General features: G+C 62.7%; 19 protein-coding genes and 1 pseudogene. 11 read left to right on the forward strand and 9 right to left on the reverse strand.

The annotated features are described in order from the left end of the window. Positions 1-81: 81 nt before the first annotated feature. Together H281_RS0104965 and H281_RS0104975 are read right to left on the reverse strand one after the other, a co-directional pair. Entirely contained in the window at positions 82-2,253 is a 2,172-nt protein-coding gene (locus tag H281_RS0104965) for a malate synthase G (protein WP_020065972.1), read from the reverse strand. A 171-nt stretch (positions 2,254-2,424) separates the two neighbouring features. Beyond that, complete coding sequence (locus H281_RS0104975; protein WP_020065974.1) at positions 2,425-2,829, reverse strand: heme-binding protein; 405 nt, start codon at positions 2,827-2,829, stop codon at positions 2,425-2,427. Between the two features lie 382 nt (positions 2,830-3,211). Here H281_RS0104975 and H281_RS0104980 point away from each other — a divergent pair, with 382 nt between their 5' ends. After that, positions 3,212-4,096, forward strand: a complete 885-nt coding sequence (locus H281_RS0104980) for an MOSC domain-containing protein (protein ID WP_027804297.1) — start codon at positions 3,212-3,214, stop codon at positions 4,094-4,096. Between the two features lie 27 nt (positions 4,097-4,123). Here the strand turns inward: H281_RS0104980 and cobA are convergent, their stop codons facing one another. Continuing rightward, positions 4,124-4,903 carry a uroporphyrinogen-III C-methyltransferase gene (gene cobA / locus H281_RS0104985; protein WP_020065976.1) on the reverse strand — a complete coding sequence of 260 codons (780 nt, stop codon included), beginning with the start codon at positions 4,901-4,903 and terminating at the stop codon, positions 4,124-4,126. 664 nt (positions 4,904-5,567) lie between these two features. Next, a complete protein-coding gene (locus H281_RS37470; protein WP_277394731.1) occupies positions 5,568-5,693 on the reverse strand; it encodes a hypothetical protein in 126 nt (41 codons plus the stop codon). Here H281_RS37470 and nirB point away from each other — a divergent pair. The 4 genes from nirB (at position 5,670) to H281_RS0105015 (ending at position 11,200) form a co-directional block, all read left to right on the forward strand. After that, on the forward strand, positions 5,670-8,210 hold the full coding sequence (gene nirB / locus H281_RS0105000; protein ID WP_027804298.1) for a nitrite reductase large subunit NirB: 2,541 nt from the start codon (positions 5,670-5,672) through the stop codon (positions 8,208-8,210). The genes H281_RS37470 and nirB overlap by 24 nt on opposite strands. Positions 8,211-8,412: 202 nt before the next feature. After that, positions 8,413-9,780: an MFS transporter gene (locus tag H281_RS0105005; protein ID WP_020065980.1), complete on the forward strand. Its 1,368-nt coding sequence runs from the start codon at positions 8,413-8,415 to the stop codon at positions 9,778-9,780. A 118-nt stretch (positions 9,781-9,898) separates the two neighbouring features. Beyond that, the gene (locus H281_RS0105010) at positions 9,899-10,582 is read left to right on the forward strand and encodes a type IV pili methyl-accepting chemotaxis transducer N-terminal domain-containing protein (protein WP_020065981.1); all 684 of its coding nucleotides are present in this window, start codon (positions 9,899-9,901) and stop codon (positions 10,580-10,582) included. A gap of 129 nt (positions 10,583-10,711) precedes the next feature. Further along, positions 10,712-11,200, forward strand: coding sequence for an MgtC/SapB family protein (locus H281_RS0105015; protein WP_020065982.1), 489 nt, complete (start codon positions 10,712-10,714; stop codon positions 11,198-11,200). 12 nt (positions 11,201-11,212) lie between these two features. On the opposite strand, the gene H281_RS0105020 is transcribed toward H281_RS0105015, so the two are convergent. Further along, positions 11,213-12,382 (reverse strand): porin, encoded by a 1,170-nt coding sequence (locus H281_RS0105020; protein ID WP_020065983.1) that lies wholly within the window; start codon positions 12,380-12,382, stop codon positions 11,213-11,215. 270 nt (positions 12,383-12,652) lie between these two features. On the opposite strand from H281_RS0105020, the gene aldA reads away from it, so the two are divergent. The 4 genes from aldA to H281_RS0105040 all read left to right on the forward strand — a co-directional run bounded on the left by aldA (position 12,653) and on the right by H281_RS0105040 (position 18,561). Further along, a complete protein-coding gene (gene aldA / locus H281_RS0105025) occupies positions 12,653-14,098 on the forward strand; it encodes an aldehyde dehydrogenase (protein WP_020065984.1) in 1,446 nt (481 codons plus the stop codon). 217 nt (positions 14,099-14,315) lie between these two features. Beyond that, positions 14,316-15,623 (forward strand): MFS transporter, encoded by a 1,308-nt coding sequence (locus H281_RS0105030; RefSeq protein ID WP_020065985.1) that lies wholly within the window; start codon positions 14,316-14,318, stop codon positions 15,621-15,623. Further along, positions 15,624-16,841, forward strand: a complete 1,218-nt coding sequence (locus tag H281_RS0105035) for a mandelate racemase/muconate lactonizing enzyme family protein (RefSeq protein ID WP_020065986.1) — start codon at positions 15,624-15,626, stop codon at positions 16,839-16,841. 58 nt (positions 16,842-16,899) lie between these two features. Further along, positions 16,900-18,561, forward strand: coding sequence for a GMC family oxidoreductase (locus tag H281_RS0105040; RefSeq protein ID WP_020065987.1), 1,662 nt, complete (start codon positions 16,900-16,902; stop codon positions 18,559-18,561). A 112-nt stretch (positions 18,562-18,673) separates the two neighbouring features. Here the strand turns inward: H281_RS0105040 and H281_RS0105045 are convergent, their stop codons facing one another. Both H281_RS0105045 and H281_RS0105050 read right to left on the reverse strand, forming a co-directional pair. Further along, positions 18,674-19,609 (reverse strand): LysR substrate-binding domain-containing protein, encoded by a 936-nt coding sequence (locus H281_RS0105045; RefSeq protein WP_020065988.1) that lies wholly within the window; start codon positions 19,607-19,609, stop codon positions 18,674-18,676. Between the two features lie 232 nt (positions 19,610-19,841). Further along, positions 19,842-20,207, reverse strand: a complete 366-nt coding sequence (locus H281_RS0105050; RefSeq protein WP_020065989.1) for a hypothetical protein — start codon at positions 20,205-20,207, stop codon at positions 19,842-19,844. 212 nt (positions 20,208-20,419) lie between these two features. On the opposite strand from H281_RS0105050, the pseudogene H281_RS35380 reads away from it, so the two are divergent. Then, positions 20,420-21,050: pseudogene (locus tag H281_RS35380) on the forward strand (glutathione S-transferase family protein). 129 nt (positions 21,051-21,179) lie between these two features. On the opposite strand, the gene fabV reads toward H281_RS35380, so the two are convergent. Continuing rightward, positions 21,180-22,376, reverse strand: coding sequence for an enoyl-ACP reductase FabV (fabV, locus tag H281_RS0105060; protein WP_027804301.1), 1,197 nt, complete (start codon positions 22,374-22,376; stop codon positions 21,180-21,182). A gap of 169 nt (positions 22,377-22,545) precedes the next feature. Here fabV and H281_RS0105065 point away from each other — a divergent pair, with 169 nt between their 5' ends. Then, a complete protein-coding gene (locus H281_RS0105065) occupies positions 22,546-25,083 on the forward strand; it encodes a penicillin-binding protein 1A (protein WP_027804302.1) in 2,538 nt (845 codons plus the stop codon). A gap of 50 nt (positions 25,084-25,133) precedes the next feature. Here H281_RS0105065 and H281_RS0105070 read toward each other — a convergent pair whose 3' ends face one another. Further along, positions 25,134-26,486 carry an MFS transporter gene (locus tag H281_RS0105070; protein WP_020065993.1) on the reverse strand — a complete coding sequence of 451 codons (1,353 nt, stop codon included), beginning with the start codon at positions 26,484-26,486 and terminating at the stop codon, positions 25,134-25,136. Positions 26,487-26,638: the final 152 nt, after the last annotated feature.

Genomic DNA, 26,638 nt, shown 5'->3' on the forward strand with positions numbered 1-26,638 from the left:
CGCCCCGAATCACGTGGGCGCCCGTCCTTTTTTGCCGCGCTCGAATTTGAAACCTCTTCGAGCCGCGGCACGATATCAAGCTCAGCCGTTCTTCACTTGCAGACGGAACTTGTGCAGCAACGGTTCCGTGTAGCCGCTCGGCTGCTGGCGTCCTTCGAATACCAGTGCTTGCGCGGCCTTGAATGCGATGGTGTCGAACGAGGGCGCCATGGGCCTGTAATTCGGATCGCCGGCGTTCTGCTGATCGACCACTTGCGCCATGCGCTTAAAGGTCTCCTCAACCTGTTCGCGCGTCACCACGCCGTGATACAGCCAGTTCGCAATGTGCTGGCTCGAGATACGCAGCGTCGCGCGGTCTTCCATCAGGCCGATGTTGTGAATATCGGGCACCTTCGAACAGCCCACGCCCTGATCGATCCAGCGCACCACGTAGCCCAGAATGCCTTGCGCGTTGTTGTCGAGCTCGGCGCGGATTTCGTCGGCGCTCCAGTTGGCCGTTTCGACGACGGGAATCGTCAGCAGGCCGTCCAGCAGTTCGTCGCGGACGCTCGCATAGTCGGTGCGCTCCAGTTGCTGCTGAACCGCCTGTACGTCGATCTGATGATAGTGCAGCGCATGCAGCGTTGCCGCAGTCGGCGAGGGCACCCACGCGGTATTCGCGCCGGCCTTCGGATGTGCGATCTTCTGTTCGAGCATCGCGTGCATCAGATCGGGCATGGCCCACATGCCCTTGCCGATCTGCGAGCGGCCGCGCAGGCCCGCGTGCAAACCGACGAGCACGTTGCTGCGTTCGTATGCGGCGATCCATGCGCTCGACTTCATGTCGCCCTTGCGCATCATCGGGCCGGCTTCCATTGCGCTGTGCATTTCGTCGCCGGTACGGTCGAGAAAGCCCGTGTTGATGAACGCCACACGCTCCGACGCTTGGGCGATACATGCGAGCAGATTCACGCTCGTGCGGCGCTCCTCGTCCATGATGCCCATCTTGATCGTGTTACGCGGCAGCTTCAGCAGATCTTCGACGCGAGCGAACAGTTCGCTCGCAAACGCGACTTCGGCTGGGCCGTGCATTTTCGGCTTCACGATATAGATCGAGCCGGTGCGCGAATTCAACTTGTGTTTGCGGTCGTGCAGCGCGCACAGCGTCGTCATGACGGCGTCGAGTATGCCCTCGGGAATCTCGGCGCCGTCCTTCGTCAACACAGCCGGATTGGTCATCAAATGACCGACGTTGCGGATGAACAGCAGCGAGCGGCCATGCAGTACGACGGGCGCCGTGCCGTTCGCGGCGACGTACACGCGGTCGTCGTTCAGCCGGCGTGTGAACGTCTTGCCGTTCTTCGTGACCTCTTCGGTCAGATCGCCGTTCATCAGGCCGAGCCAGTTGCGATAGAGCTGAACCTTGTCATCTGCATCGACGGCTGCAACGGAATCTTCGCAGTCGATGATCGTGCTCACCGCCGCTTCGACCACCACGTCCTTCACATGCGCGGCGTCGGTCTTGCCGATCGAGTCGTTCGCGTCGATCTGAATCTCGAAGTGCAGCCCGTTATGTTTGAGCAGCACTGCCGACGGCGCGCTTGCGTCGCCCTGATAGCCGACGAATTGCGCAGGCGTTTTGAGTTCGCTCGTTCCGTTCTTCAGCGCGACGACCAGTTTGCCGCCTTCCACGCTGTAGCGAGTCGCATCAGCATGCGAGCCGTTCGCGAGCGGTGCGGCTTCGTCGAGAAACTTGCGGGCATAGGCGATCACCGCAGCGCCGCGCACCGGGTTGAAGGTTTTCTGTCTGTCTGCGCCGTTGGTCTCGGGAATCGCGTCAGTGCCGTAGAGTGCGTCGTACAGGCTGCCCCAGCGCGCGTTCGCCGCATTCAGCGCATAGCGCTGATTCGACAGAGGCACCACGAGTTGCGGGCCCGCCTGTTCGGCGATTTCGGTGTCGACCTGGTCGGTCGTCGCTTTCACGCTCGCAGGCGCCGGCACGATATAGCCGATGCCTTCGAGAAACGCACGATAGGCTCGTAAGTCGCGCACCGGCCCGGGATTGGCGCGATGCCAGTTGTCCAGTTCCGTTTGCAGGCGGTCGCGCTCGGCGAGCAGCGCATGGTTTTTAGGCGCCAACTCGTGCACGAGTGCGTCGAAACCTGACCAGAATGCGGCGCTGTCAATTCCGGTGCCGGGCAGGGCTTCGGTTTCGACGAACTGGTCGAGATTGGCGGCGACCTGCAATCCACCGCGCGGGTTCATCTGAGTCATCGACTGCTCCATCTGTCTGAGTGGGGCCGACGTGGGGACATCGGCCCGCGTTGGGGCTACTGCTGGGACGATCCTGCTTTCGGATTGTTGCGCTTCAGAGGAAAGGCCATCACGGCGGCATTCGTGACGGCGCTGGCGTTAGCGATGGGCGAAGCCATCGCCGTGCCTGACTCAGACGCCAAGCGCCTGAATGCCGGCCTTGGCGATCTGCGCATCCTGGTCGGACTTCACGCCCGATACGCCGACCGCGCCGACCACCTGGCCTTCGACGATCACCGGCACGCCGCCTTCGAGTGTGCCGAGCAGCGGCGCGCTGAGAAACGCGGTGCGGCCGTTGTTGATCATGTCCTCGTACACCTTGGTTTCGCGCCGTCCAATCGCCGCAGTGCGGGCTTTTTCAGTCGCGATATACGAGCTCGAGGGCGCACTGCCGTCGAGGCGCAGCATGCCGAGCGGGTGGCCGCCGTCGTCGACCACGACGATTGCGACGGCCCACTTGTTTTTCTCCGCTTCCGCGCGCGCGGCTTCGAGGATCCGGGTCGTTTCGGCTACGGTCAACACGGGTTTGCTCAGCATAATCAATTTCCTGTCTCGTTCATTGTAGGGTGCGACGTGCAGGGACCGTGAAAGGCGATCGTTCGCGGCGGGTCCCTTGCGAATCAGCTTGATTGGGGATTCTACGTCCAAGCGCGATGCGAAGAAACGCCATCGTTCAGCGGCGCGATTGGCGGCGTCTTCGGGGATCATCTGTCATGACCGGCGTCGAGCGGCGCATCGGCAGAGCGCCATGCGGGATTACCCGACGCAAAACGGCCCAATTCCGACGCACGGCAGCGCCGTTGCAACACGGTCACAGTGCCGAACCGATTTACAATCGTGCGTTGATTCAGGAGTTGCCATAAAAAACGAGCGAGTGCGTGATTCGGCGCTCGCGAATCCAACGTCCACGCCCCACATCATGCCGACCATCAGCGAGCTCTTTGTCTATCCGATCAAATCCTGCGCGGGCATCGCGCTAAATGAAGCGCGGGTGTTGTCCACAGGTCTCGAATACGATCGCGGCTGGATGGCCGTCGATTCGAATGGCGCAATGCTCACGCAACGCGCGTATCCACGCATGGCGCTGATCAGTGTCGAGATCGCCGCTCAAGACCTGGTGATTCGCGCGCCCGGCATGAGCGAATTGCGTACGCCGCTCGACGCCGCGCGACTCGGTACGGCGGCCAGCGTCGAGACCACCGTATGGCGCGACGCAGCCTATGGACTCGACACTGGCGACGAATGCGCGAAGTGGTTCTCCGAATTTCTCGGCATGCCGGTGCGGCTGTTGCGCTTTGATCCCGAGCGCGAGCGCATTGTCGATCCGGCTTATACGGAGAGTGTGGGTCGCGCTACCACGCATTTCGCCGACGGCTTCCCGGTTCTCGTGATCGGCCAGGCGTCGCTCGACGACCTGAACACGCGCCTGAATGCGAAGGGCGCGCCGTCCATTCCGATCGATCGGTTCCGTCCGAACGTGGTGTTAAGCGGGCTCGATGCTTACGAGGAAGACTATCTGGAAACGCTGAGGGTGGACGACACGACTTCCGATAGCGCGGAAGGCGTCGAACTGCGTCTCGTCAAACTGTGTGCACGCTGCCCGATGCCGACCATCGACCAGGCAAAGGGTGAGCGCGATCCCAACTGGCCGAACGAACCGACCGACACGATGAGCGTTTATCGTGCAAACCCGCAGCGAAACGGCGCGGTCACGTTCGGCAACAACGCGCTAGTGACGAGCGGGGCGGGCGCGTGGCTGCGCGTCGGCCAGGCAGTCGAAGCAGAGTTGGGCTTTGGCGACTAGTAAGTCGTGCGACCGCTTGCATCACATTCACGCGGCGCGAGCATGCGCCGCGTCACTGCGCGATGACGCATGTTGCGCCCACTCCGTCTCCATACTTTCACCGATCGCGTTGCCGATCAGAATCACTGCAGGGCTGCCGAAGCCCGCGTCTGTGGCGTCGGCCGCGAGGCGATCGAGGCGCGTCAGCAAGCGCCGCTCATTGGCGCCGCCAGCCCATTGAACGACCGCAGCCGGCGTGTCGGCAGGCAGGCTCGCGAGCAACGCGCTGGCGAGGCTGCCAATACGCCGCATCCCCATATAGATCGCGAGCGTCGTTCGCGTTGCCGCCAGTGCAGCCCAATCCGGTTCGCCGTGATCTTCCGTGTGCGCGGTGACGAACGTGACGCCGTGACAATGACGGCGATGCGTGAGCGAAATGCCGAGCCCCGCCGCGGCAGCGAATCCCGACGAGATGCCATTGACGATCTCCGCGGGAATCCCCGCGTCGCGCAAGGTCGCGAGCTCTTCGCCGGCGCGGCCGAATAGCAGCGCTTCGCCGCCTTTCACGCGGACCACGTGCAGCCCCTTTTGCGCGTAGCGCCGCATCAGGCGCTCGATAAATGCTTGTGGCGTCGAACGGCAGCCACCGCGCTTGCCGACCCGGATCACGCGCGCTTGCGGCGCGAGCGTGACGATCTCGGGATTCGCCAGGTCGTCGAGCAGGACGACGTCCGCAGCGGCGAGGGCTTTCGCGGCTCGCATGGTGAGCAGATCCAGTTCTCCCGGACCCGCGCTCAATAACGTGACCTTGCCGGAGTTCGTGTTCATCGTGATGTCCTTAGCTTCTCTCTGTGGCCGGCGGGTAGGGTTCCGCCGGCGCCAAACAAAAACGGCGTCCGCCCGTGATGATCACGAGGGGACGCCGTTGTCCGATGCTGCTGATTTGCCGCTCTTCGATTCGCAATCTGGCCAGGCACTGCGTTGTGTCTTGCCAGGTGATGCCGTAAATGTGCGCCGGCTGCGTCGCCGGAGCGGCATTCATACGCCCAATGCCGATGCAAGGAGCAGGCCAACATGCGAAGGCGCGACGCTGGCGGCAAGCATTCGGTCGAGTCGAACTTTCGGCGATGCGCGTTGAGGCACGTTGCGGACGCCCTGCCAGCCGCTGACTAAAAGAGCGCGACGCCGTCACGGCGCTCCTCGTGCGGGACTCTTCTGCACCGGCTACGCGCCCGCTTTTGGCACGCGCAAAGTGCTGCGTCGCACCATCGAAGTGCCGGTCTGCATCGAAATGCGTCGCGCGTGCGAATCGGCACCGACCCGCGCAATGTTGCGCGAAGCCCCGTGCTGCGGGGCGCACGCGCACATCGCATGCGATTGGCACAGCCCTTGCATTTAGTCCCGCCATCGGGTCAACGTGGATCCGCCGCAAGCGCCACACGAGGCACTTGCCGCAGTACCAGGTCAGGACAACGGCGTCCCCCGAATTCAGTCATTGACTGGGTTCGCGGGACGCCGTTTTTATTTCCGGCGCCGCATTGCCGATGACGGCATGGCGGCGACCGATGCCCAGCACATTGAGGAAGCCGCGGTCATGAAAATCATCGTTATCGGTCACGGGATGGTCGGTCACAAACTGGTCGAGTGTCTGGCGCAACACGCCGCGCACGGCCTCGACATCACGGTGCTGTGCGAAGAATCGCGTCCGGCGTATGACCGCGTGCACCTCTCCGAATTCTTCTCCGGCAAGACGGCGGACGATCTTTCGCTCGTGGAACCGGGCTTCTTCGAACGCCAGAACGTGTTGCTCAAGCTCAACGCGAAGGCTGTCTCGATCGACCGCGCCGCGCGCACCGTGACTGTCTCGACTGGCGAGACGTTGCCATACGACAAGCTCGTGTTCGCGACCGGCTCCTATCCGTTCGTGCCGCCGGTGCAGGGACGCGAGCGCAGCGATTGCTTCGTCTATCGAACCATCGACGATCTGGAGGCGATGCAGGAATGCGGCGCGCGCTCGAAGACCGGCACGGTGGTCGGCGGCGGACTGCTGGGCCTCGAATGCGCAAAGGCGCTGCGCGACATGGGCCTGCAGACACATGTGGTCGAATTCGCGCCGCGCCTGATGGCGGTTCAGGTCGATGAAGGCGGCGGCCGCGTGCTGCGCACGAAGATCGAAGAACTCGGCGTGACGGTGCACACGCAGAAGAACACCACGGCGATCGTCGACGGCGAAGCGGGCACGCACCGCATGCAATTCGCGGACGGCACGTATCTCGACACTGACATGATCGTGTTCTCCGCGGGCATTCGTCCGCGCGATGACCTTGCGCGCGACAGCGGCCTGACGCTCGGCGCGCGCGGCGGCATCGTGATCGACAACGCATGCCGCACGAGCGATCCGCACATCTATGCAATCGGCGAGTGCGCGTTGTGGAACGGCCAGTTGTTCGGCCTCGTCGCGCCCGGCTACGACATGGCGCGCACGGTCGCGAGGCAACTGCTGGGCGAGCCCGCCGAATTCGTGGGCGCCGACATGAGCACCAAACTCAAACTGATGGGCGTGGACGTCGCGAGCATCGGCGATGCGCATGGCAATACGCCGGGCAGCCGCGCGTATCAGTTCAGCGACGAACGCAAGCAGATCTACAAGAAGCTCGTGGTCTCGGAATGCGGCAAGTATCTGCTGGGCGGCGTAATGGTCGGCGATGCAACCGAGTACGGCACGCTGCTGCAGATGATGCTCAACCGCATCGAGCTACCCGAGTCGCCCGAATTTCTGATCCTGCCGCAAAGCGACGGCAAGGCGAAGCCGGGACTCGGCGTCGACGCGCTGCCGGACGCCGCGCAGATCTGCTCGTGCAACAACGTGTCGAAGGGCGACCTGTGCGCCGCCGTTTGCGCGGGCGCGACCGACATCGGCGCGCTTAAATGCGCGACTAGCGCGGGCACTTCCTGCGGCGGTTGCGTGCCGCTCGTCACGCAGGTGATGAAGGCCGAGATGAAGAAGCAGGGCCTCGCGGTGAACAACCATGTGTGCGAGCACTTCGCGTATTCGCGCCAGGAGCTGTATCACATCGTGCGCGTGGAAGGCGTTCGCAGCTTCGGCGAACTGCTCGCGAAACATGGCCATGGTCTCGGCTGCGATATCTGCAAGCCGGTGGTCGCCAGCATTCTTGCGTCGTGCTGGAATGAATTCGTGCTGAAGAAAGAGCACGCGTCGTTGCAGGACACGAACGACTACTACCTCGCCAACATTCAGCGCGACGGCACATATTCGGTCGTGCCGCGCATGGCGGGCGGCGAAGTCACGCCCGACGGACTGATCGCCGTTGCGCAGGTTGCGAAGAAATTCGGCCTCTATACGAAGATCACCGGCGGCCAGCGCGTCGACCTGTTCGGTGCGCGCGTCGAGCAACTGCCGTTTATCTGGGAAGAGCTTATCGCGGCGGGCTTCGAGTCGGGCCATGCGTACGGCAAATCGCTGCGCACCGTGAAGTCGTGCGTCGGCTCGACATGGTGCCGCTATGGCGTGGGCGATTCGGTGGGCCTCGCTGTCGAACTCGAGAACCGCTATAAGGGCCTGCGCACGCCGCACAAGATCAAGTTCGGCGTCTCGGGCTGCACACGCGAGTGCGCGGAAGCGCAGGGCAAGGACGTCGGCATCATCGCGACGGACAAGGGCTGGAACCTGTACGTGTGCGGCAACGGCGGCATGAAGCCGCGTCACGCGGAACTGCTTGCCTCAGACCTCGACCGCGAAACGCTCGTGCGCTACATCGACCGCTTTCTGATGTTCTACGTGCGCACCGCCGACCGTCTGCAACGCACCAGCGTGTGGCGCGAGAACCTCGAAGGCGGGCTCCAGTATCTGATCGACGTGGTTGTCGATGACCACCTAGGCGTGGCCGAAGAACTCGAAGCGGACATGCAGCACGTGATCGACACCTACGAATGCGAGTGGAAGAAGGCAGTGACCGATCCCGAAACGCGCAAGCGCTTCCGCCATTTCGTCAATAGCGACGAGTCCGATAGCACAGTGCGCTTCGTCGAGGAACGCGGGCAGATCCGCCCGGCTACACACGATGAACGTCAATCGAAGCTTGCCGCCATTCCCGTCGTAGTGGAAACCGTTTGATTCATTGGCGCCATGGCTCGCGTACTCGCTGGCGCGTATCAGATTCAAGCTTCAAGGAGCACGTAGTTCTGCATCGAAAAGCAGGCCCGCATGGCATGGACGTTGCATGAATAGTGCGGGTTTCAACATAGTGATCATTCCGGTGCGTGGCGAAGCATGCAGTGAGCCGGATGGTCGAAAATCAGTTTAGTGAGGATGTCTGATGAAAAACGTGATGAGCTCCCTTAAGAGTGGAGACTGGCGCGCGCTGGTAGCGTGTTTCCTCTATTTCGATACCGGCTTCACGGTCTGGGTTCTGTATGGCCCGCTCGCGCCGTTCATCAGCAAGAGCATCGCGATGACCCCGGCACAGCAAGGCTTGCTCGTCGCGGTGCCTGTGCTGTCTGCAGCGATCTTGCGCGTGACGCTCGGCAACCTCTATCAGTCGGCGCATGGCAAGCGCATTGCGTTGCTCGGCGTGCTGCTGTCGGCGGTGCCGACCATCGTGTTGCCGTTGCTACCGTCTGTTCCGTCGTACACGCTGCTGCTGGTGCTGGGCGTGTTCCTCGGCGTCGGCGGTGCGAGCTTCGCTGTTGCATTGCCGATGGCAGGCAGCAACTATCCGCCGAAGGTACAGGGTCTCGTGCTGGGACTCGCCGCCGCGGGCAACATCGGCGCGGTGCTCGACGGTTTCCTGTTCCCGCAACTCGCGACTCACTACGGCTGGCAGACTGCAACGGGCGGTGCGTTGCCTCTGCTCGCTATCGCAGGCATCACGCTGTATTTCTGGGCAAACGACTCCGGCGTGAAGACGGGCAGCGTGCTGCGCGCATTCGGCAGCTTCGTGGTGACGCTTGTCGGCCTGATCGTGCTCGTGCTGCTGGTCGAAGCGGGCATCTTCGGTTCGGGCAAAACGGGTGTGCTGCTGTTGCCGGTGATCGGCGCGCTGCTTGCCATTGCGGTGCTGCCCAAGCGCTATCGTGCGGTGCTGGCGGAGCGCGACACGTGGGTCATCATGCTCGTCTATAGCATCACGTTCGGGGGTTTCGTGGGTATGTCCTCGTATGTGTCGCTGCTGCTCACCAATCTCTATCAACTGTCGAAGATCGACGCGGGTCTTTTCATGGCGCTTCTCGCCGCGACCGGTGCGCTCGTGCGTCCGCTTGGCGGCCTGATCGCCGACAAGGTCTCCGGCGTGCGCGCACTGACCGTGCTGCTCGCCATCATCTCGGTGTGCGACTTCGTGTTTGCCGCGGTCATGCCGACGCTCGCGGGCGGCATTGCGCTGCTGCTGTGCCTGTATCTGGCCTTTGGCCTCGGCAATGGCGCGACGTTCCAGCTCGTGCCGCATCGCTGGGCCGGCCGCACCGGCCTGATGTCGGGCATCGTCGGCGCGGCGGGCGGCATCGGCGGTTTCTATCTGCCGGTCGTAATGGGCATGGCGAAGGAAAGCACCGGTTCATATCAGATGGGCTTTGCCACCTTCGGCGCGCTGGCCGCGTGCGCGTTTGTCGCAATCGTCGCGCTGCGCCGGCCGTGGATGGCGTGGTCGATGCAATCGGGCGTGATGCACGCTCATGCAACCGAGTAACGCAACTGGCTAACGGAAAGCAGTCACTCAGCGTATCAACGGGCGCGTCAACGGGGCGTCGGCGTGCAAGCTACAGCACGCCGGCGCGACCCGCCGATCTGGATCTTCCGAAGTAGATATGCTCACAACAATCGAACGGCTCCCGCCGCAAGTGGACGTGTCCAGCGAAGTGTTGAGTTCGTTGATCAACATGGCAGGACGTCAACGGATGCTTTCGCAGCGCATCGTCTTCAAGGCGATGCTCGCGCTGCGTCGTAGCGACGGCGCGCTCGCCATCGCGCAGGAGACGTTGCGCACGTTTGCGGACAGTCACGCGGCACTGGTGCAAGGCCGCGATGGTCTGCCGGGGCTCTTTTCGCCCGCTCTGCGCGAGGCTTTTCATGGGAGCGGCAACGGTAGCAGCAGCGGACACGTGGAGAAGAGGATCACGAACTTCATCGCGTTGGCTCACGCGGCGCTCGACGCCATAGCGCGCGAGGCTTCGAACGCCGAAAGTGCTCTAGAAGTCCTGATCGCGTCGGCGGACCCGTTGCTAGGCGACTTACATGGCGTCACGGCGGTCTACGAACAGGAAAGCCGCCGTATTGCGCGTGCCCAGAAGAAAGAGCAGCAGCAGTTGATCGATCGCATCAAATCGATCGCGAAAGAAGCGCATATCGTGTCCTTCAACGGTCAGATCGTGGCCAGCCGCACGAACGTGACCGGTCGCGAGTTCGCGGTCGTGGCCGGTGTCATGACTTCGATCACGAAGGAACTCGAGGCAGTGGTCAGCGCATTCGTGAAGAAAGTCTCGGGCGCCTGATACGTCATGCGTGCTACGTAGTTCGCGCAACGCGCAGCGCTTCAACACTGATCGCTGATCTCGGCCCACCTGCCCACGCGTGCTCATCCCGGCTATGCTTGGCGTTTTCTCAAACGTCGGGGCAATTACATGAACAGTGGATGGCAGGCCGTGTGGGCAACGGCCAAGGCAGAATTCTCCGATCTCGGGGATCCAGCCGATGTAACGCAGGTGCTGATGCGTCTCGGGCTCGCGTTGATACTGGGCGGCGTGCTCGGTTTCGAGCGGGAAATGTCGCAGCGCGACGCCGGTATGCGAACGCACATGATGGTGGCGGTGGGCGCGGCCCTGTTCGTCGTCGTGCCGCTGCAAGCCGGCTTCTCACAAGACAACATGAGCCGCGTGCTGCAGGGACTCGTGTCCGGCATCGGCTTTCTCGGCGCGGGCGCCATCATGAAGCTCAGTGCGCAGCGCGAGGTGCGCGGCCTGACGACGGCGGCAAGCCTTTGGCTCAGCGCCGGCGTCGGTGTGGCCGCGGGCCTCGGACGCGAGGCCACGGCGATCCTCAGCGTGGTGATTGCGTTGCTGATCCTGTCGAGCGCGCGCCTTGTGAAAGGCAACATGCCCGACAGCAAATAGCGAGGACGTGCGTTAGAACTTGTGCCTCAGCGCAACGCGCACGGCGACCTGCGTGCCCGTCGACGAAGGCGCCTGCACACCGGGAATAAACGCATTGTCGAGAATCGAATGGGTCGAGTCTCCCGTGACCTTCTGGTACTCGCCCTGCACATAGACGTCTGTGCGTTTGGACACGTTGTAGTCCGCCATCAGTCCGACCGAGTGGATTTTCGGCTTCACGCTGCCTGACGATGCATCGTAGTTCTCGATCGTGTACACGTACTGAGCACCGACGAAGAATGCGGGCGTGAACTGATATTTGCCGTTCACTTCGAAGTTCTGATACTTGAGCGTGTTCAATTCGACGCCTGGCGCGGCGAGCGGAATGCCGATATAGCCGTTGCCGGTCGGGCTCTTATACGTGGAGTTCGTATAAGCGAAGCCGACGGTCGCCGGGCCGAACGTGTAGTTAATGCCGCCGCCGAAAACGCGCATGCGTGCGGCGATGAAGCTCGCGTCGTTCGCGGTGATCGCGCCAGTTGCTCCCATGCCGGGATTGTTCGCCTGCAAATAGGCCGCCGCGATCAGCAGACCGCCGGTTGCATACTGGGCGCCAAAGCTGTACGCGCGGTTATTGGCGAAGTTGGTGTCGTTGCTGAAGCTGTAGACGCCCCCGAACTGCAGGCCCTCTATTTCGGGGCTCGTGTACTTCACGCTGTTGCCGAGCCGGAACGAGTTGTCGGTGTTGTCGTTGTCGTACGGATGCGCGAACAGGTAGCCGGCCCAGTTGCCGTTGGCCGTGGTCTGCGCGAGGTAATCCACCACCGAATCGTACTGGCGGCCGAACGTAAGCGTGCCGAAGCGGCTGTCGCTCAATCCCACGTATGCCTGCCGACCGAACATGCGGCCACCTTGGCCGAGCCCCCCGGAGTTCACGTCGAAGCCGTTTTCCAGCTGAAACACGGCTTTCATGCCACCGCCCAGATCCTCGGAACCCTTCAGGCCCCAACGGCTGCCCTGCGCGTAGCCGCTTGCCATTTCCCACACTGCGCCATGTCCGGCGTTGTTCGTGTAGTCGAGGCCTTCGTCGAGCACGCCATAGAGCGTCACGCTGCTTTGTGCGAACGCGCACGGAGCGGCCAGTGACGCAAGGGCTGCGAGCGCACTGAGGGTAGCGGTGGCGGACAAGGTCTTTTTTATCATCGAGAGCTCCAGACGTTGGTAATGAGCGGCGTTTGGCCGAGGCTCGGCGCGGCCGCTGCTTTTTGGCGAAGCCCGGATTCTGCAATTCGTGAACCGGTTCTCGAATGAGGCACATCCCTGGATAAACGTGATTTTTTCGAATGTTTGTCCCGCGAATTTTTCGCTTGTGGCCGGTCCTGACCCAGACAAAAATTCCGTCCATGCACTTTCGCATGTAGCCGGATATGACTGGCCATGCGCTTCCAGCACAGCAAGAAGAAGGAGACAAACATGCGACTCGACCGGAACTTTGCCAATGGCCGTTTCCTCGAACCCGCCGCCGGTTCTGCCGATCACGAATTGATCGCTGTCTACAACCCCGCCACCGAAGCGCTGATCGCGCACGTCACGGCCGCGAGCCACGCCGACGTCATTGCAGCAGTCGACGCCGCGGCGGTCGCCCAGAAGGCGTGGCGCAAGCTGCCTTCCGCGGAGCGGGGCGCGTATCTGCATAAGCTCGCCGACACATTGACCGAATGCGCGCCGGACATTGGCGCCGCGCTTGCGCTGGAGTCGGGCAAGAGCGTCGCCGATGCAACCAGCGAGGCCGTCTACGCCGGTCAGATCACGCGTTACCACGCAGAGTGGGCACGCCGCATCGAAGGCGAGGTGATTCCAAGCGATTCGCCCGATGAAAACCTCGTGCTGCATCGGGAGCCCATCGGCGTGGTCGCGTGCCTGATTCCGTTCAACTATCCGGTCTATACGTTCATGCGCAAGGTGGCGCCTGCGCTGATCGCCGGCAACACGGTGGTTGTTCGCCCGAGCAACAACACGCCGACCTCCGCATTCGAAATCGCGAGGGCAGTCGAGAAGGCCGGCCTGCCCGCGGGCGTCGTCAATATCCTGGCCATGAACCATGCGACTGCCGAGGCGCTTTGCACGCATCCCAGGATCGGCATGATCACGCTGACGGGCAGCGTCGGCGCGGGTCGCAAGGTGCTCGAGTACTGCAAGGAGAACATCGCCAAGCCATCGCTCGAACTGGGCGGCAAGACGCCCGCCATCATCGAGGCCGATGCCGATCTCGAAAGAGCCGCGCGTGAACTGGTCGCCTCGAAGACCACGCATTGCGGACAGCTTTGCACGGCGATCGAACGTGTCTACGTGCACGAAAGCGTGCACGACCGCTTCGTCGCGCTGCTCAAACGCCACATGAGCGCGGTCGAATTCGGCGACCGCAGCGAGCAACCTTCGCTGATGGGTCCGCTCGTCAATGAAGCGTCACGTCAGTCGATCCACGCGATGGTCGAGCGGGCGATTGCAGCGGGCGCCACGCTCGAGACGGGCGGCAAGCTGCCGGCGCCGGCCGAGGGCAAAGGCTTTTTCTATCCGGCCACGCTCTTGTCGAACTGCCGTCAGGACATGGAGATCGTGCAGGAGGAGACGTTCGGTCCGGTCATGCCGGTCGTCAAATACCGGACGCTCGACGAAGCGCTCGACATGGCCAACGACCACCAGTTCGGCTTGTCGTCAGTGCTCTATACGGAGAACTACCGAAACGCGATGAAAGTCGCCAACGGTATCGAGGCCGGCGAACTCTATGTGAACCGCACGCCGGCCGATCCTTATCAGGGCTTCCATGCGGGCTGGAAGCGCTCGGGGCTCGGCGGCGACGACGGCAAGCACGGCATGCTCGAATTTACGCAGACCCGTCTCGTCGTCATGAAGTACTAAGGCCGAACCGGCGCGCGCCGCGCCGTGCATAGCAGTCCGCAAGGCACGGCGTGCGTTTGCCTTGCTTCGTCCAGAGACAGCGAAGCGCTGCCTCTCATAACAAAACATATTGGAGACGCACAGGCCGTTCAGTCGGCGCTGTGCCTGTCAGGAGGCTCACGTGTCATCTCAACCCGTTCAATCGTCTTCGACCCCGGCTGCGCTCGCATTAGGCGAGATGGAAGCCGGCATGAAAGCCGACGCGCAAGCCGCGCTGCAACAAACAAAGGGGCGCCGCTATACGCAGTTGATGTTGCTGGTGCTCGCCGCCGGCGCGATCTATCCGATTCTGTATCTGCGGCAGGTCTATCAGCCGACCATGCTGGAAGTGTTCCATATCACCGATAGCCAGCTCGGCTATCTGTACTCGTCGCTCGGTATCATCTTCTTGCTGAGCTATCTGCCGAGCGGCTGGCTCGCGGATCGCATCGCGCCACGCATGCTGATCTGTTTCTCGCTGATCGCAACGGGTGCGCTAGGGCTCTGGTATTCGAGCGCGCCGTCGTTCCCTATGCTGATGTTGATCTTCGGCGGCTGGGGCCTGTCGACCGGCCTCACGTTCTGGGCGGCAGTCATCAAGCGCGTCACGATGATTGCCGGTACGAACGAGCAAGGCCGCTTCTTCGGTCTGCTCGACGGCGGGCGCGGTCTCATCGAAGCGATGCTCGCCACGATCGCGATCACGCTGTTCGCGTGGGCGACGCAGACGAAAGGAGAGACGGCCGCAGCCGGCTTCCGGATGGTCGTCTACCTGTACGCATTTCTTTGCATCGCGCTCGGCGTCGTGCTCGTGCTCGTGAAGGATCCGCAAGGCGAGCAGGGCGCCCGCGCCGACGCCGCGAATCGCGCAGCGCGTCAGCGCAGCAACGTGCTCGCCGATCTCGCAACGCTCGCGAAAATTCCCGAACTGTGGCTCGTCGCAGCCATTGTGTTCTGCGGCTACCAGGTGTTCTGGGCAACCTACAGCTTTTCTGCCTATCTGCACGAAGGCGATATCGGCCTCACGGTCGTAATGGCCGGCACGATCACCACCCTGAAGCTGTGGATGCGGCCCATCGGCGGCATTGGCGGCGGCTTTCTCGGCGACCGTTACTCGAAGGTGTCCGTGCTGGTTATCGCGCTCTTCCTCGCTGCGCTGTCGCTAGTCGGACTGATGGCCGCACCGCGTATCTCTAGCCATGTGCTGCTGGTCTTTCTCGTGCTGTTCATCGGCATTCTGACCTACGCGATTCGCGGGCTTTACTGGTCGCTGCTGGATCGCTGCAACATTCCGGTTTCCACGATGGGCCTTGCAATCGGTCTCATCTCCGTACTTGGCTATTCGCCCGATGTGTTTCTGCCGCTCATCAACGGTTACCTGACGCAGACGTTCCCGGGCGTATTCGGCTATCAGCTGTACTTCGGCTATGTGGCCGCGATGGCGGCGCTCGGCGGTTTGGCCGGACTCGCGCTAAGAAACATGCTCAACAGGAAAGAGGTTGCGTAAATGAAAGTTGTCTCGCTCGAAACGCATGTCGTTGCCGTACCGCCGCCGCACGTCGGCGGCATGTACTGGATCTTTGTCAAACTGAAGACCGATTGCGGCATTGAAGGCGTCGGCGAAATCTATTCGGCCACGTTCCATCCGAAAGCAATGACGCATATCGTGGACGATGTCTTTTCCCGCTACCTGCTCGATCACGATCCGCACCATGTCGAGCGGCTCTGGCGCGAAGCGTATTCGAGCGGCTTTACGCAACGTCCCGACCTGACGATGATGGGCGTTGTGAGCGGCCTCGAAATGGCGTGCTGGGACATCATCGGCAAGGCTGCAGGCAAGCCGGTGTACGAGTTGCTCGGCGGCATGGTCAATCCGCGCCTGCGTTCGTACACATACCTGTACCCGAAGAACAACCGCGGCGAATACGACTACGACGATCCCGACCTCGCCGCCGAATGCGCCGCCGAGAACGTGAAGCGCGGCTTCACGGCGGTGAAGTTCGATCCGGCGGGGCCGTACACGGCTTACTCGGGGCATCAACTGTCGATGGAAGTGCTCGACCGTTGCGAGACGTTCTGCCGCCGCGTGCGTGAAGCGGTGGGCAGCAAGGCCGATCTGCTATTCGGCACGCATGGGCAGATGGTGCCCTCATCGGCGATCCGGCTTGCGAAGCGCCTCGAAAAATACGATCCGCTCTGGTTCGAAGAGCCGGTGCCGCCTGGTCAGGAAGACGCGATGGCGCAAGTCGCGCGGCACACGAGCATTCCAGTCGCAGCGGGCGAGCGCCTCACCACGAAATACGAGTTCTTCAAGCTGCTGCAAGCGGGTGCCGCGTCTATTCTGCAATTGAACGTGGCGCGCGTGGGCGGCCTGCTCGAAGCGAAAAAGGTTGCTGCACTGGCCGAGGTGTACTACGCGCAGATCGCGCCGCATCTGTACAACGGTCCGATCGGCGCGGCGGCGAGCATTCAGCTGGCGGCATGCACGCCGAACTTCCTGATCCAGGAAAGCATCGGCACATGGGACGGTTTTCACGCGGCCGTGCTGAAGAAGCCGCTTCAGTGGGAAGACGGCTACATCATTCCGTCGCGCGAGCCTGGCCTCGGCGTCGAACTGAACATGGAAGTGGTCGCGCAGCACACGCCATATACGGGCGAGCGTCTGCACCTGCAAATGGCCGCGCAACCCGTCGACGTGAAAGATCTCGCGCCGGCCAAGGGCTGAACGCCGCGCGGCCTTCTACAAGCATTCAATGGATTGAGCGCCACTCTGGCGATATAGCATGAACTACGACTACATCATCGTCGGCGCCGGGTCGGCGGGCTGCATTCTCGCCAATCGCCTGTCGGCGTCGGGCGAATACTCGGTGCTGCTGCTGGAGGCGGGCGGCAAGGACAGCTCGTTCTGGTTCAAGGTTCCGGTGGGTTTCACGAAGACGTATTACAACGAAACCTACAACTGGATGTACTACAGCGAACCGGAAAAGGAGCTCGATAACCGTCCTATTTATTGTCCGCGCGGCAAGGTGCAGGGCGGTTCCGGTTCGATCAACGCGATGATCTACGTGCGCGGCCAACCGCACGATTTCGACGATTGGGCGGCAGCCGGAAATCCAGGCTGGGCATTTCGCGATGTCCTGCCGTATTTCCGCAAGCTCGAATCGCATCCGCTCGGCGACACGGAATATCACGGCGCTGACGGCCCGATCCGCATTTCGCCGATGAAAGACGCCGTGCATCCGATCTGTCATGTGTTCCTGAAAGGCTGCGATCAGGCAGGCTACCGGCGCAGCGACGACTTCAACGGCGCGCAGTTCGAAGGTGCCGGTATTTACGATGTCAACACGCGCAACGGCCAACGCTCGTCGAGCAGTTTCGAGTATCTGCATCCGGCGCTCGCGCGCAAGAATCTCACGGTCGAACACAACGTGTTGGCCAATCGCGTTCTGTTCGAGGGTAAGCACCGCGCTATCGGCGTGAGCGTCACGCAGAACGGCGTCGCCCGGCGTTTCATGGCGAAGCGCGAGGTGATTCTCGCTGCCGGCGCTGTCGATTCGCCGAAGCTGCTGCAACTGTCCGGCCTCGGCGATAGCGCACTGCTCGCGAAACACGGCATTACGACGATCAAGGAATTGCCCGCGGTTGGCCAGAATCTGCAGGACCACCTGTGCGTGAGCTTCTATTACCGCGCGAACGTGAAGACGCTGAACGACGAACTGCGGCCGCTGATCGGCAAGCTGAAGCTCGGGTTGCAGTATTTGCTCACGCGCAAGGGGCCGCTTGCGATGAGCGTGAATCAGTCGGGCGGTTTCTTCAGAGGCAGCGAGCGCGAGGCGCAGCCTAACCTGCAGTTGTACTTCAATCCGCTGTCGTACCGCATTCCGAAGAGCAACAAGGCGAGTCTGGAGCCGGAACCGTATTCGGGTTTCCTGCTTGCATTCAATCCTTGCCGGCCGACGAGCCGCGGCTCGATCGAAATCGCGTCGAACCGTGCGGAAGATGCCGCGAAAATCCGCCTGAACGCGCTGACTACGCAAAAGGATATCGACGAGGTGATCCAGGGCTGCGAGCTCGTGCGCAAGGTGATGGCATCGCCCGCATTAAAGGAAATCACGGTCGAGGAAATCTCACCTGGGCCGCAGGTGGCGAGCCGCGAAAGCTTCCTGCAGTACTTTCGCGAGCAGTCCGGCTCGATCTATCATCTGTGCGGCTCCTGCGCGATGGGCAATGATCCGCGCACGTCCGTGGTGGATGCGCGTTTGCGCGTGCATGGTGTTGCCGGATTGCGCGTGGTCGATGCGTCGGTCTTTCCGAACATCACTTCCGGCAACATCAATGCGCCCACAATGATGGTCGCGGAGAAGGGCGCCGACATGATTCTCGAGGACGCTGCCGCGCACGCCGCGCACGAGCCTTATGTGGCGGAGTTCGCCACCGCCGCATGATGCTTGTTGGCACCTTCAGAAGTTGCTTGAAACGCCGCGCCGGTCAGTCGATCGGCGCGGCTTTTTCATATCCGCAATGTCGACACCATCGCCACCATCCACGGCGCGGCTGTCACGATACGTCGCCCAACGGCACCGCCTCGGACGATTCGAAAGCCCGCTCACCCAGCCAGATCTCCTGCTGCAGCCAGTTGCGAAAGAGCGTGACGTGCGGCAGTTCGTCCTGTCCGGCGCGGGTGACGAGCCAGTACGACTGGTGGCCGTCGACGTGCACGTTCAACACTTGCACCAGCCGGCCTTCGGCGAGTTCGCGCGCGATCATGTTGCGGTCTGCAATCGTCACGCCGAGCCCGTCGATGGCCGCCCGAATCGCGTGGTCGAGCAGATCGAATTCATAACCGCCGCGTGTATCCACGTTCTCGATTCCGGCGGCCTTCAGCCAGTGTTGCCAGGTCAGGTAACGCTGATCCGCGCTGGCGAGCACATGCAGCAGCGTGAACTCGTTGAGGTCGATAGCGGCGCGGCCAGCCTGCCGCGCGAGCAGTGCCGGCGCGCAGACAGCGACATGCCGTTCGTTCATCAACAGACGATTGTCGAAACCTTCCCACTCGCCGTTGCCGAAGCGAATTGCGCAGTCGAGCACGCCCGACTCCGCGAGTTTGTCGTCGAGGCGAGTGGACAGGCTCAATTCGAGGTGCGGATGCGCGTCGCGCAGACGGCCGAGGCGCGGCATCAGCCAGCGGCTCGTGAAGGTGGGCGGTGCGTTGATGCGCAGGCGGTTGCGATGCGTTTTCTCCTGCAGGCTGCGCACCGTGAGTTCGATACGATCGAATGACTGCTGCAGCGCTTGCAACAGCACGCGGCCGGCGGCCGAAAGCTCGAGATGGTGATGATGGCGTTGCAGCAACGTCTCGCCAATCTGCGCCTCCAGTTGGCGCACTTGCCGGCTCACCGCGCTTTGCGTGACGTTCAACAATTCCGCGGCGCGTGTGAAGCTGCCCGTGCGGCCAGCCACTTCAAAGGCTTTGAGCGCATTCAGCGCGGGCATTTTGCGTTTCAAGGTGTTCGACCGGAGAAGAAGGCGCGCGAGTACGCGCTATGCCCGGCATTCTAGCGTTTGGGTGCACGAAGCGATGCACGCGGCATGAGGGTTTTGAGCCGGTTTCCGGTTTCTCTGCTTCCCGGCTGAGCGCGGAGCCCGGCCGGTGCGCGGAGGATTCGTTCAACCTTTGTGGTCGAATCGTTAAGCGGTCACGTCAACCCAGGTTTTACCGGAAAAGTTAATCCGCCGTCCGCCGGTCCGCCAGCGCCTTCTCGCAGTCCGCGAGAACCTGCCGTACGAGCCGGGCTTGCGGGTCGAGTTCGTCGGTGTCCAGGATTTCTTCGACGGCGTCGCGCGCCCAGTCGGTGTCGACAAAGCGCGCGTGGCGTCGCGCAATCTCCAGCGCGGTCGCCGACAACTTCGCAATGGAAAGCCAGTCGGCCTCGCGCGCGCGCCGGTCGAGCCATTTGTGGGCGGCCTGCACGTGGAACGCCGCGTCGGGCCAGTCCTCGTTGAGGTAATAAGCGCCGAGGCTGCCGCATGTGAGCCAGCACAACAGCTCCAGGCGGTCTCGCGGACTCAGATGGTGGCGTACATCACTCATGGCGACGCTCGCTGCGGTAAAGTGCTTTCCGGGGGAGGCGGCGTGCGGCCGTCCTCCGCATTTATTAACAATATCACGCAGAATTCACCAGCGGCAATTCCCGGGCGTACCCTGGCGCACGCTACACGGCGCCGCCGGCGCTGCACGAGCAGCGGAAAATCCCGCGACGCGCTAACGTAGCCATTCTTCCCGACTACCGCATCCGACGTCCTATGCTGCAAATCCTCGGCAAGACTTCATCCATCAACGTGCGCAAGGTGCTGTGGACCTGCGCCGAACTCGACCTCGCGTTCGAGCAGGAAGACTGGGGCGCGGGATTTCGCCCGACCAACGACCCGCAGTTTCTGCGCGCTCAATCCGAACGCAATGGTTCCCGTCATCAAGGACGGCGACTTCGTACTGTGGGAATCCAACTCGATCATCCGCTACCTCGCCGGCCGCTACCGGGATCGCGGCGAGTCGCTGTATCCGGCCGACCCGTGCGAGCGCGCGCGATGCGACCAGTGGATCGACTGGCAGGCGAGCGAACTGAACCGTTCGTGGAGTTACGCGTTCCTCGCGCTCGTGCGGCAGTCGCCCGCGCATCGCGACGCGCAGCAGATCGAGTCGTCGCGGGCGAACTGGGCGAAGCACATGGCGATCGTCGAAGGGCAGTTGCAGCGAACCGGCGCATTCATCGCGGGCAATGCGTTCTCGCTCGCGGACATTCCGATCGCGCTGTCGATCAACCGTTGGCTCGAAACGCCGATTCAGCACGACGATTTACCCGCCGTCGCCACTTATATGACGCGTCTCGCGGAACGAGACGGTTATCGCGAATACTGCCGCAACGGCACGCCGTAGACGCGCTCGCGAGCAGAGAAGAAGAACAGAGGAAGAAAAGAGGAAGAAGACCAACCGGACAAACGACGCGGGGCCACAACGGCCCCGCAACACAAACACAGACGCAAACGCGGTCGCTACCGCAACCGCTCAAACCTGCACGAGCCGCGGAATCTGCACGTCCGGATTGACGTCGGCCTCGTAGTCGACACCTGCGATCTCGAATCCGAAAAGACGCAGAAAATCCGTCTTGTAGCCGCTGAAATCGGTAAGTTCGTAGATGTTGTCGTTCGTGACCTTGTCCCACAGCGCCTGAACCTCGTTTTGCACGTCGGGGGCCAGTTCCTTGTAGTCCGCGCGCAAGCGTCCTTCGTCGTCGATGTGCGGCGCCGAACCGTACAGACTCTCCTTGTAGAGGCCGTAGACCTGCTCGATGCAGCCCTCGTGCGTGCCTTTTGCCTTCATCACCTTGAACAGCAGCGACAGGTAGAGCGGCATCATCGGAATCGCGGAACTCGCTTGCGTGACGACCGCCTTCAGCACCGAGACGCGCGCGTCGCCGCCTTTGGCCGAGAGCTTCTCGCGAATGCCAAGCACTTTCTGGTCGAGGTCTTTCTTGGCCGCGCCAATCGAGCCGTTCCAGTAGATGTCGTGCGTGATTTTTTCGCCGAGGTAGGTGAACGCGGTCGTCTTCGCGCCGTCGGCGAGCACGCCGGCTTCCAGCAGCGCGTCGATCCACATTTGCCAGTCTTCGCCGCCCATGACCGCGACCGTGTGGTCGATTTCGGTTTGCGTGGCGGGTTCGAGCACGGTTTCCTTGATGACTTCCTTGTCCGTGTCGATGCCGCGCAACTTGACCGCCTTGCCGACCGGCTTCAACGTGGAGTTGAACACTTCGCCGGTTTTCGGATGCGTGCGCTTGGGCGCGGCGAGGCTGTACACGACGAGATCGACCTGGCCGAGATCGCGCTTGATGACCTCGATCGTACGTGCCTTTACTTCGTCCGAAAATGCGTCGCCGTTGATGCTCGTTGCGTACAGGCCTTCTGCGGTCGCGAATTTCTCGAATGCCGCGCTGTTGTACCAGCCGGCCGTGCCCGCCTTGGTTTCGCTGCCGCCGCGCTCGAAGAACACGCCGAGCGTGTCCGCGCCGCTGCCAAACGCCGCCGTGATGCGCGCGGCAAGTCCGTAGCCGGTGGATGCGCCGATCACGAGGACCTTTTTGGGACCGTTGGCGATGGGGCCGCGTGCCTTGACGTATTCGATCTGTTCCTTGACGTTGGCCTCGCAGCCCGTCGGATGGGTAGTGACGCAGATGAATCCACGCACGCGCGGTTTGATGATCATGAAGCACCTCTTGTCGGAATTGGCGACATTATAGTGGCCCGCGCGGCTCCTGGCGTGGCGCGCGGGATCGGTCACGGGGGGCGCCGGGCGGGCCGCCATGCAAGCCGGAAATCGGACGGCTTCGCACATCTTGGTAGGATTCAGCCTTTTCGAGCAGACGGTAACCGGTGTGAAGCGTTTTATTTCCCTGATTCTGGAGACCCTCGAACGAGGTCTGACCCGCGCGAACCCGCTCGTGACCGGGGCGTTGCGGCACCTGCGCCATCCGACCCGCCGCGGCGTGCTGAGGGCCTGCGCGGCGCTTCCGCTGTTGTTCGTGCTGTATGTGCTGCTCCTGGTTCCGTTCACGCCGGGCATCGGCGATATTCGCAAGGCCAAGATCGAGCAGCCCGCGCGCATTCTCTCGGCCGACGGCAAGCTGCTCGCCGAGTTCAAGCCGTCCAACCGCGAGTGGGTCAAGCTCAAGGACATCTCGCCGAATGTGGTCAATGCGCTGATCGCCACCGAAGATCATCGCTTCTACGAGCATTTCGGGCTGGACTGGCGGCGCACCGCATCGGCTGCGCTGCATACGTTTTCCGGCGACCGGCAGGGCGGCTCGACGATCACGCAGCAACTCGCGCGCAATCTTTATCCGGACGAAATCGGCCGTGCGCCGACGCTAAACCGCAAGCTGAAGGAGGCAATCACCGCCTTCAAGATCGAGGCGCTCTACACGAAGGACGAGATCCTCGAAACGTACCTCAACACGGTGCCGTTTCTCTACAACGCGTACGGCATCGAGATGGCGGCGCGCACGTATTTCGACAAGTCGGCGTCGGACCTGAACGTGCTCGAAAGCTCGACGCTCGCGGGCATGCTGAAGGGCAACAGCTACTACAACCCGGTGCTGAACCCGGAGCGCGCATTGCAGCGGCGCAATACCGTGCTCGCGCAGATGGTGAAGTTCGGCAAGCTCACGCCCGCCGCGTTCGAGACGCTCAGAAAACGCCCGCTGCGCATCGACTTCGAGCGGCAGACCGAGCCGCCGGGACCCGCGCCGCACTTCGCACAGCAACTGCGCAAGTGGCTCGCGGCGTGGGCCGATCGCAACGACTACAACATTTATTCTGACGGCCTCGTGGTGCGCACCACGATCGATTCGCGCCTGCAGACCATGGCCACCCAGGCGGTGATCCTGCAGGGCAACCAGCTGCAAGGCATCGCCAATGCGGCGTGGGGCAGCCGCGCCGGTTGTTCGAACGGCAAGGAACTGCTCGCCACCTTCCTGCGCGAAACGCCGGACTTTCGCGCCGCGAAAGACACGGGCCTGACCGACGACGATGCGCTCAAGCGCGTGTCGTCCGACCGCAGCCTCGTGCAATCGCTCTGCGAATCCAAGACCCGCGTGCAGGCGGATTTTCTCGCGATGGACCCGCGCAACGGCCAGATCAGGGCGTGGGTCGGCAGCCGCGACTTCAGCCAGGATCCGTTCGACCACGTGCAGCAGGCGCGCCGTCAGCCCGGCTCGACGTTCAAGCCGTTTGTCTACGCGGCCGCCTTCGAGGCGGGTGCGAAGCCGACCGACACGCTCGTAGATCAGCCGGTCGAAATACAGCTCGCGGGCGGAGAAGTCTGGCGTCCGAGCGACGAAGACGAGCCGAGCGAGCGCGCGATCACGCTGCGCGACGGGCTCGCGTATTCGCGCAACCGCATCACCGCGCAGCTGATGCAAACGGTCGGCCCGAACAAGGTCGCGCGGCTCGCCCGCGCCATGGGCGTGCGCGACAGCCCGCTCGACGCCGTGCCGTCGCTCGCGCTCGGCACGAGCCCCGTCACGCTGAAGGAGATGGTGTCGGCGTACGGAACGATTGCCAACCTCGGCGGATACGTGGAGCCGGTGATGGTCACGCGCATCGAGGACCGCAACGGCGAAGTGCTCGCCGACTTCGCGCCGGTGCAGCCGCAACAGGAACTGCCCACGGACGCCGCCCGCACGCTCGTCGACGTGATGCGCGACGTCGTGAACCGCGGCACGGGATCGGCGATACGCGGACGCTTCGGCGTGCGCGGCGACGTAGCGGGCAAGACCGGCACGACGCAGGGCAACGCAGACGGCTGGTTCATCCTGATTCATCCGCAACTCGTGGCCGGCGCGTGGGTCGGTTTCAACGACAGCCGCGTGACGTTGCGCAGCGACTACTGGGGACAGGGCGCGCATAGCGCGTTGCCGATCGTCGGCGACTTCTTCCAGCGCGCGCAGCGCTCGAAGCTGGTCGACACACGCGTGCGGTTCGCCACCGAGCAGCAGCCAGGCTGGTTCGCCGAGCGTTCCGAGCGGCTACGGGAGTGGTTCCAGCATCTCTTTCCGTCGTCGACGGTGAAGTCTCAGACGGCGGTGACCGCTCGCAACACGACGCGGCGTGCGCCTGTGGCGACGGCTTTGCCGGGGGCGGCGGCAGAGGGTGCGAGCGCCGAGGCTGCCGCCAGTGCAGCAGCGGCAGCCAGCGCGGAATCGCGGGCGTTACCGCCGCTTCTTTCCACGCCCGGCGACGCCACGGCTTCCAGTTCGTCAGCGACTTCGGTGTTCGGCAGCGAGCCCGTCCACGGCGACGCGCAGGGCGCCGGCGCAGCGGCGTTGGCGCCTACGCCCACGCCGGACGACGTCGTGCCGCCCGACGCAGTGGGCGCCGGAACTCAATCTGGCGCGGCGAACGGCTCGCCTTGAGCGCGACCGGGCTAGGGACGACCCGGCGCCGTGTCGCCGCGTCCCGTTAGCTAGTATTCCGCGACTGGGGGCCCCGCGGACGCGTCGCGTCGCGCGGTGCCCGCCGACGCTTCCAGCGCGGGGTCGTGATGCAGCAGCAAAGCGGCCGCCGCCCCGACGAGGCCCGCGCCTGCTAGGCAGAGCAGGCCCGCTCCGAAACCGCCGGTGCTGTCCTTGATCCAGCCCATCGCGTAAGGTCCGAAGAATCCGGCTAGGTTGCCGAGCGAATTGATCGCCGCGATGCCGCCGGCAGCCGCGGCGCCCGACAGGAACGCAGCCGGTAAAGTCCAGATAACCGGCAGACAGCCGAAAATACCGAAGCCCGCAATCGACAGCGCAATCATTTTCTGCACGGGATTGTCGAGCCCGGCCGACGCCGCGATGCCGAGCGCCGCGACCGTCAGCGCGATTGCCACATGGCGTTTGCGTTCCAGCTTGCGGTCCGAATGACGTCCCCAGTAAACCATGCTGATGACGCCGACGATATACGGCAGCGACGTCACAAAGCCCGTCTGCAAGTTAGTCAGACCGAAGGCCTTGACGATCTGCGGCAGAAAAAAGCTCAAGCCGTAATTCGTTGCATTGGCGCCGAAGTAGATGAGCGCGATGGCAAGCACGCGCCGGTTCAAAAGCGCTTCTTTCACACTAAACGCATGCACGGCTTCGCGATGCTCGCGTTCCTGCTTCTGACGTGCGACCAGCCAGTCGCGTTCATCGGCGGCTAGCCAGGTGGCGTCGGCCGGTTTGTCGGTCAGGTAGAACCACACCGCGAACGCGAGAATCAGAGCGGGCAGCGCTTCGATCAGATAGACCCATTGCCAGCCGGCGAGACCGGCGAAGCCATCCATGGAAAGCAGGGCGCCCGAGATCGGTCCGCCGATCACCGTCGACAGCGGAATCGCCGCCATGAAATAGCCGACCACACGGCCTCGATACGCGGCGGGAAACCACAATGTGAGCAGGAAGATGACGCCTGGGAAGAATCCCGCTTCGGCCACGCCTAGCAGAATGCGCAAGCCGTAGAACACATGAGCCGCGGACAACCCGGTGTATTGCGCGATATGTGGGATATACGCCATCGCACCGGCAAGCAAACCCCACGTGAACATGATTCTCGCGATCCAGCGGCGCGCGCCGAATTTTTCGAGCAGAAGATTGGACGGCACTTCGAAGAAGAAGTACGCAATAAAGAAAATCCCCGCGCCGAAGCCGAATGCACTTGCCGAAAGACCGAGCGCCTTGTTCATCTGGAGCGCGGCAAAGCCGACATTGACGCGGTCCAGATAGGCGATGAAATAGCAGACGATCAGGAACGGCACGAGCCGAACCGTCACACGTTTCATGGTACGTGCTTCGAGTTCCATCGATGTCTCCTCCAGTTCATTGTCCGGATGGTTTGAAGATTTCGTTAAAGACTAATCGCTCGGCCGCGATTCGGGAAGCGCTTTAAACAGTTCCAGCGCGCCAATGCGTCGATGCTGCGCCTGCACAGATTGTTCAGGTGAGGGCAACAGTG

The sequence above is a fragment of the Paraburkholderia caledonica genome, from assembly GCF_000383275.1.
GTDB classification, from domain to species: domain Bacteria; phylum Pseudomonadota; class Gammaproteobacteria; order Burkholderiales; family Burkholderiaceae; genus Paraburkholderia; species Paraburkholderia caledonica.

Excerpts from the sequence above, each read along its gene's own strand:
- H281_RS0104975 (WP_020065974.1), bottom strand. The coding sequence starts at position 2,829 with ATGCTGAGCAAACCCGTGTTGACCGTAGCCGAAACGACCCGGATCCTC.
- fabV (WP_027804301.1), bottom strand. The coding sequence starts at position 22,376 with ATGATCATCAAACCGCGCGTGCGTGGATTCATCTGCGTCACTACCCAT.
- H281_RS0104980 (WP_027804297.1), top strand. The coding sequence starts at position 3,212 with ATGCCGACCATCAGCGAGCTCTTTGTCTATCCGATCAAATCCTGCGCG.
- cobA (WP_020065976.1), bottom strand. The coding sequence starts at position 4,903 with ATGAACACGAACTCCGGCAAGGTCACGTTATTGAGCGCGGGTCCGGGA.
- H281_RS0105040 (WP_020065987.1), top strand. The coding sequence starts at position 16,900 with ATGAACTACGACTACATCATCGTCGGCGCCGGGTCGGCGGGCTGCATT.
- H281_RS0105010 (WP_020065981.1), top strand. The coding sequence starts at position 9,899 with ATGCTCACAACAATCGAACGGCTCCCGCCGCAAGTGGACGTGTCCAGC.
- aldA (WP_020065984.1), top strand. The coding sequence starts at position 12,653 with ATGCGACTCGACCGGAACTTTGCCAATGGCCGTTTCCTCGAACCCGCC.
- H281_RS0105050 (WP_020065989.1), bottom strand. The coding sequence starts at position 20,207 with ATGAGTGATGTACGCCACCATCTGAGTCCGCGAGACCGCCTGGAGCTG.
- H281_RS0105020 (WP_020065983.1), bottom strand. The coding sequence starts at position 12,382 with ATGATAAAAAAGACCTTGTCCGCCACCGCTACCCTCAGTGCGCTCGCA.
- H281_RS0105035 (WP_020065986.1), top strand. The coding sequence starts at position 15,624 with ATGAAAGTTGTCTCGCTCGAAACGCATGTCGTTGCCGTACCGCCGCCG.
- H281_RS0105030 (WP_020065985.1), top strand. The coding sequence starts at position 14,316 with ATGGAAGCCGGCATGAAAGCCGACGCGCAAGCCGCGCTGCAACAAACA.
- nirB (WP_027804298.1), top strand. The coding sequence starts at position 5,670 with ATGAAAATCATCGTTATCGGTCACGGGATGGTCGGTCACAAACTGGTC.
- H281_RS0105005 (WP_020065980.1), top strand. The coding sequence starts at position 8,413 with ATGAAAAACGTGATGAGCTCCCTTAAGAGTGGAGACTGGCGCGCGCTG.
- H281_RS0105015 (WP_020065982.1), top strand. The coding sequence starts at position 10,712 with ATGAACAGTGGATGGCAGGCCGTGTGGGCAACGGCCAAGGCAGAATTC.
- H281_RS0104965 (WP_020065972.1), bottom strand. The coding sequence starts at position 2,253 with ATGACTCAGATGAACCCGCGCGGTGGATTGCAGGTCGCCGCCAATCTC.
- H281_RS0105045 (WP_020065988.1), bottom strand. The coding sequence starts at position 19,609 with ATGCCCGCGCTGAATGCGCTCAAAGCCTTTGAAGTGGCTGGCCGCACG.
- H281_RS0105070 (WP_020065993.1), bottom strand. The coding sequence starts at position 26,486 with ATGGAACTCGAAGCACGTACCATGAAACGTGTGACGGTTCGGCTCGTG.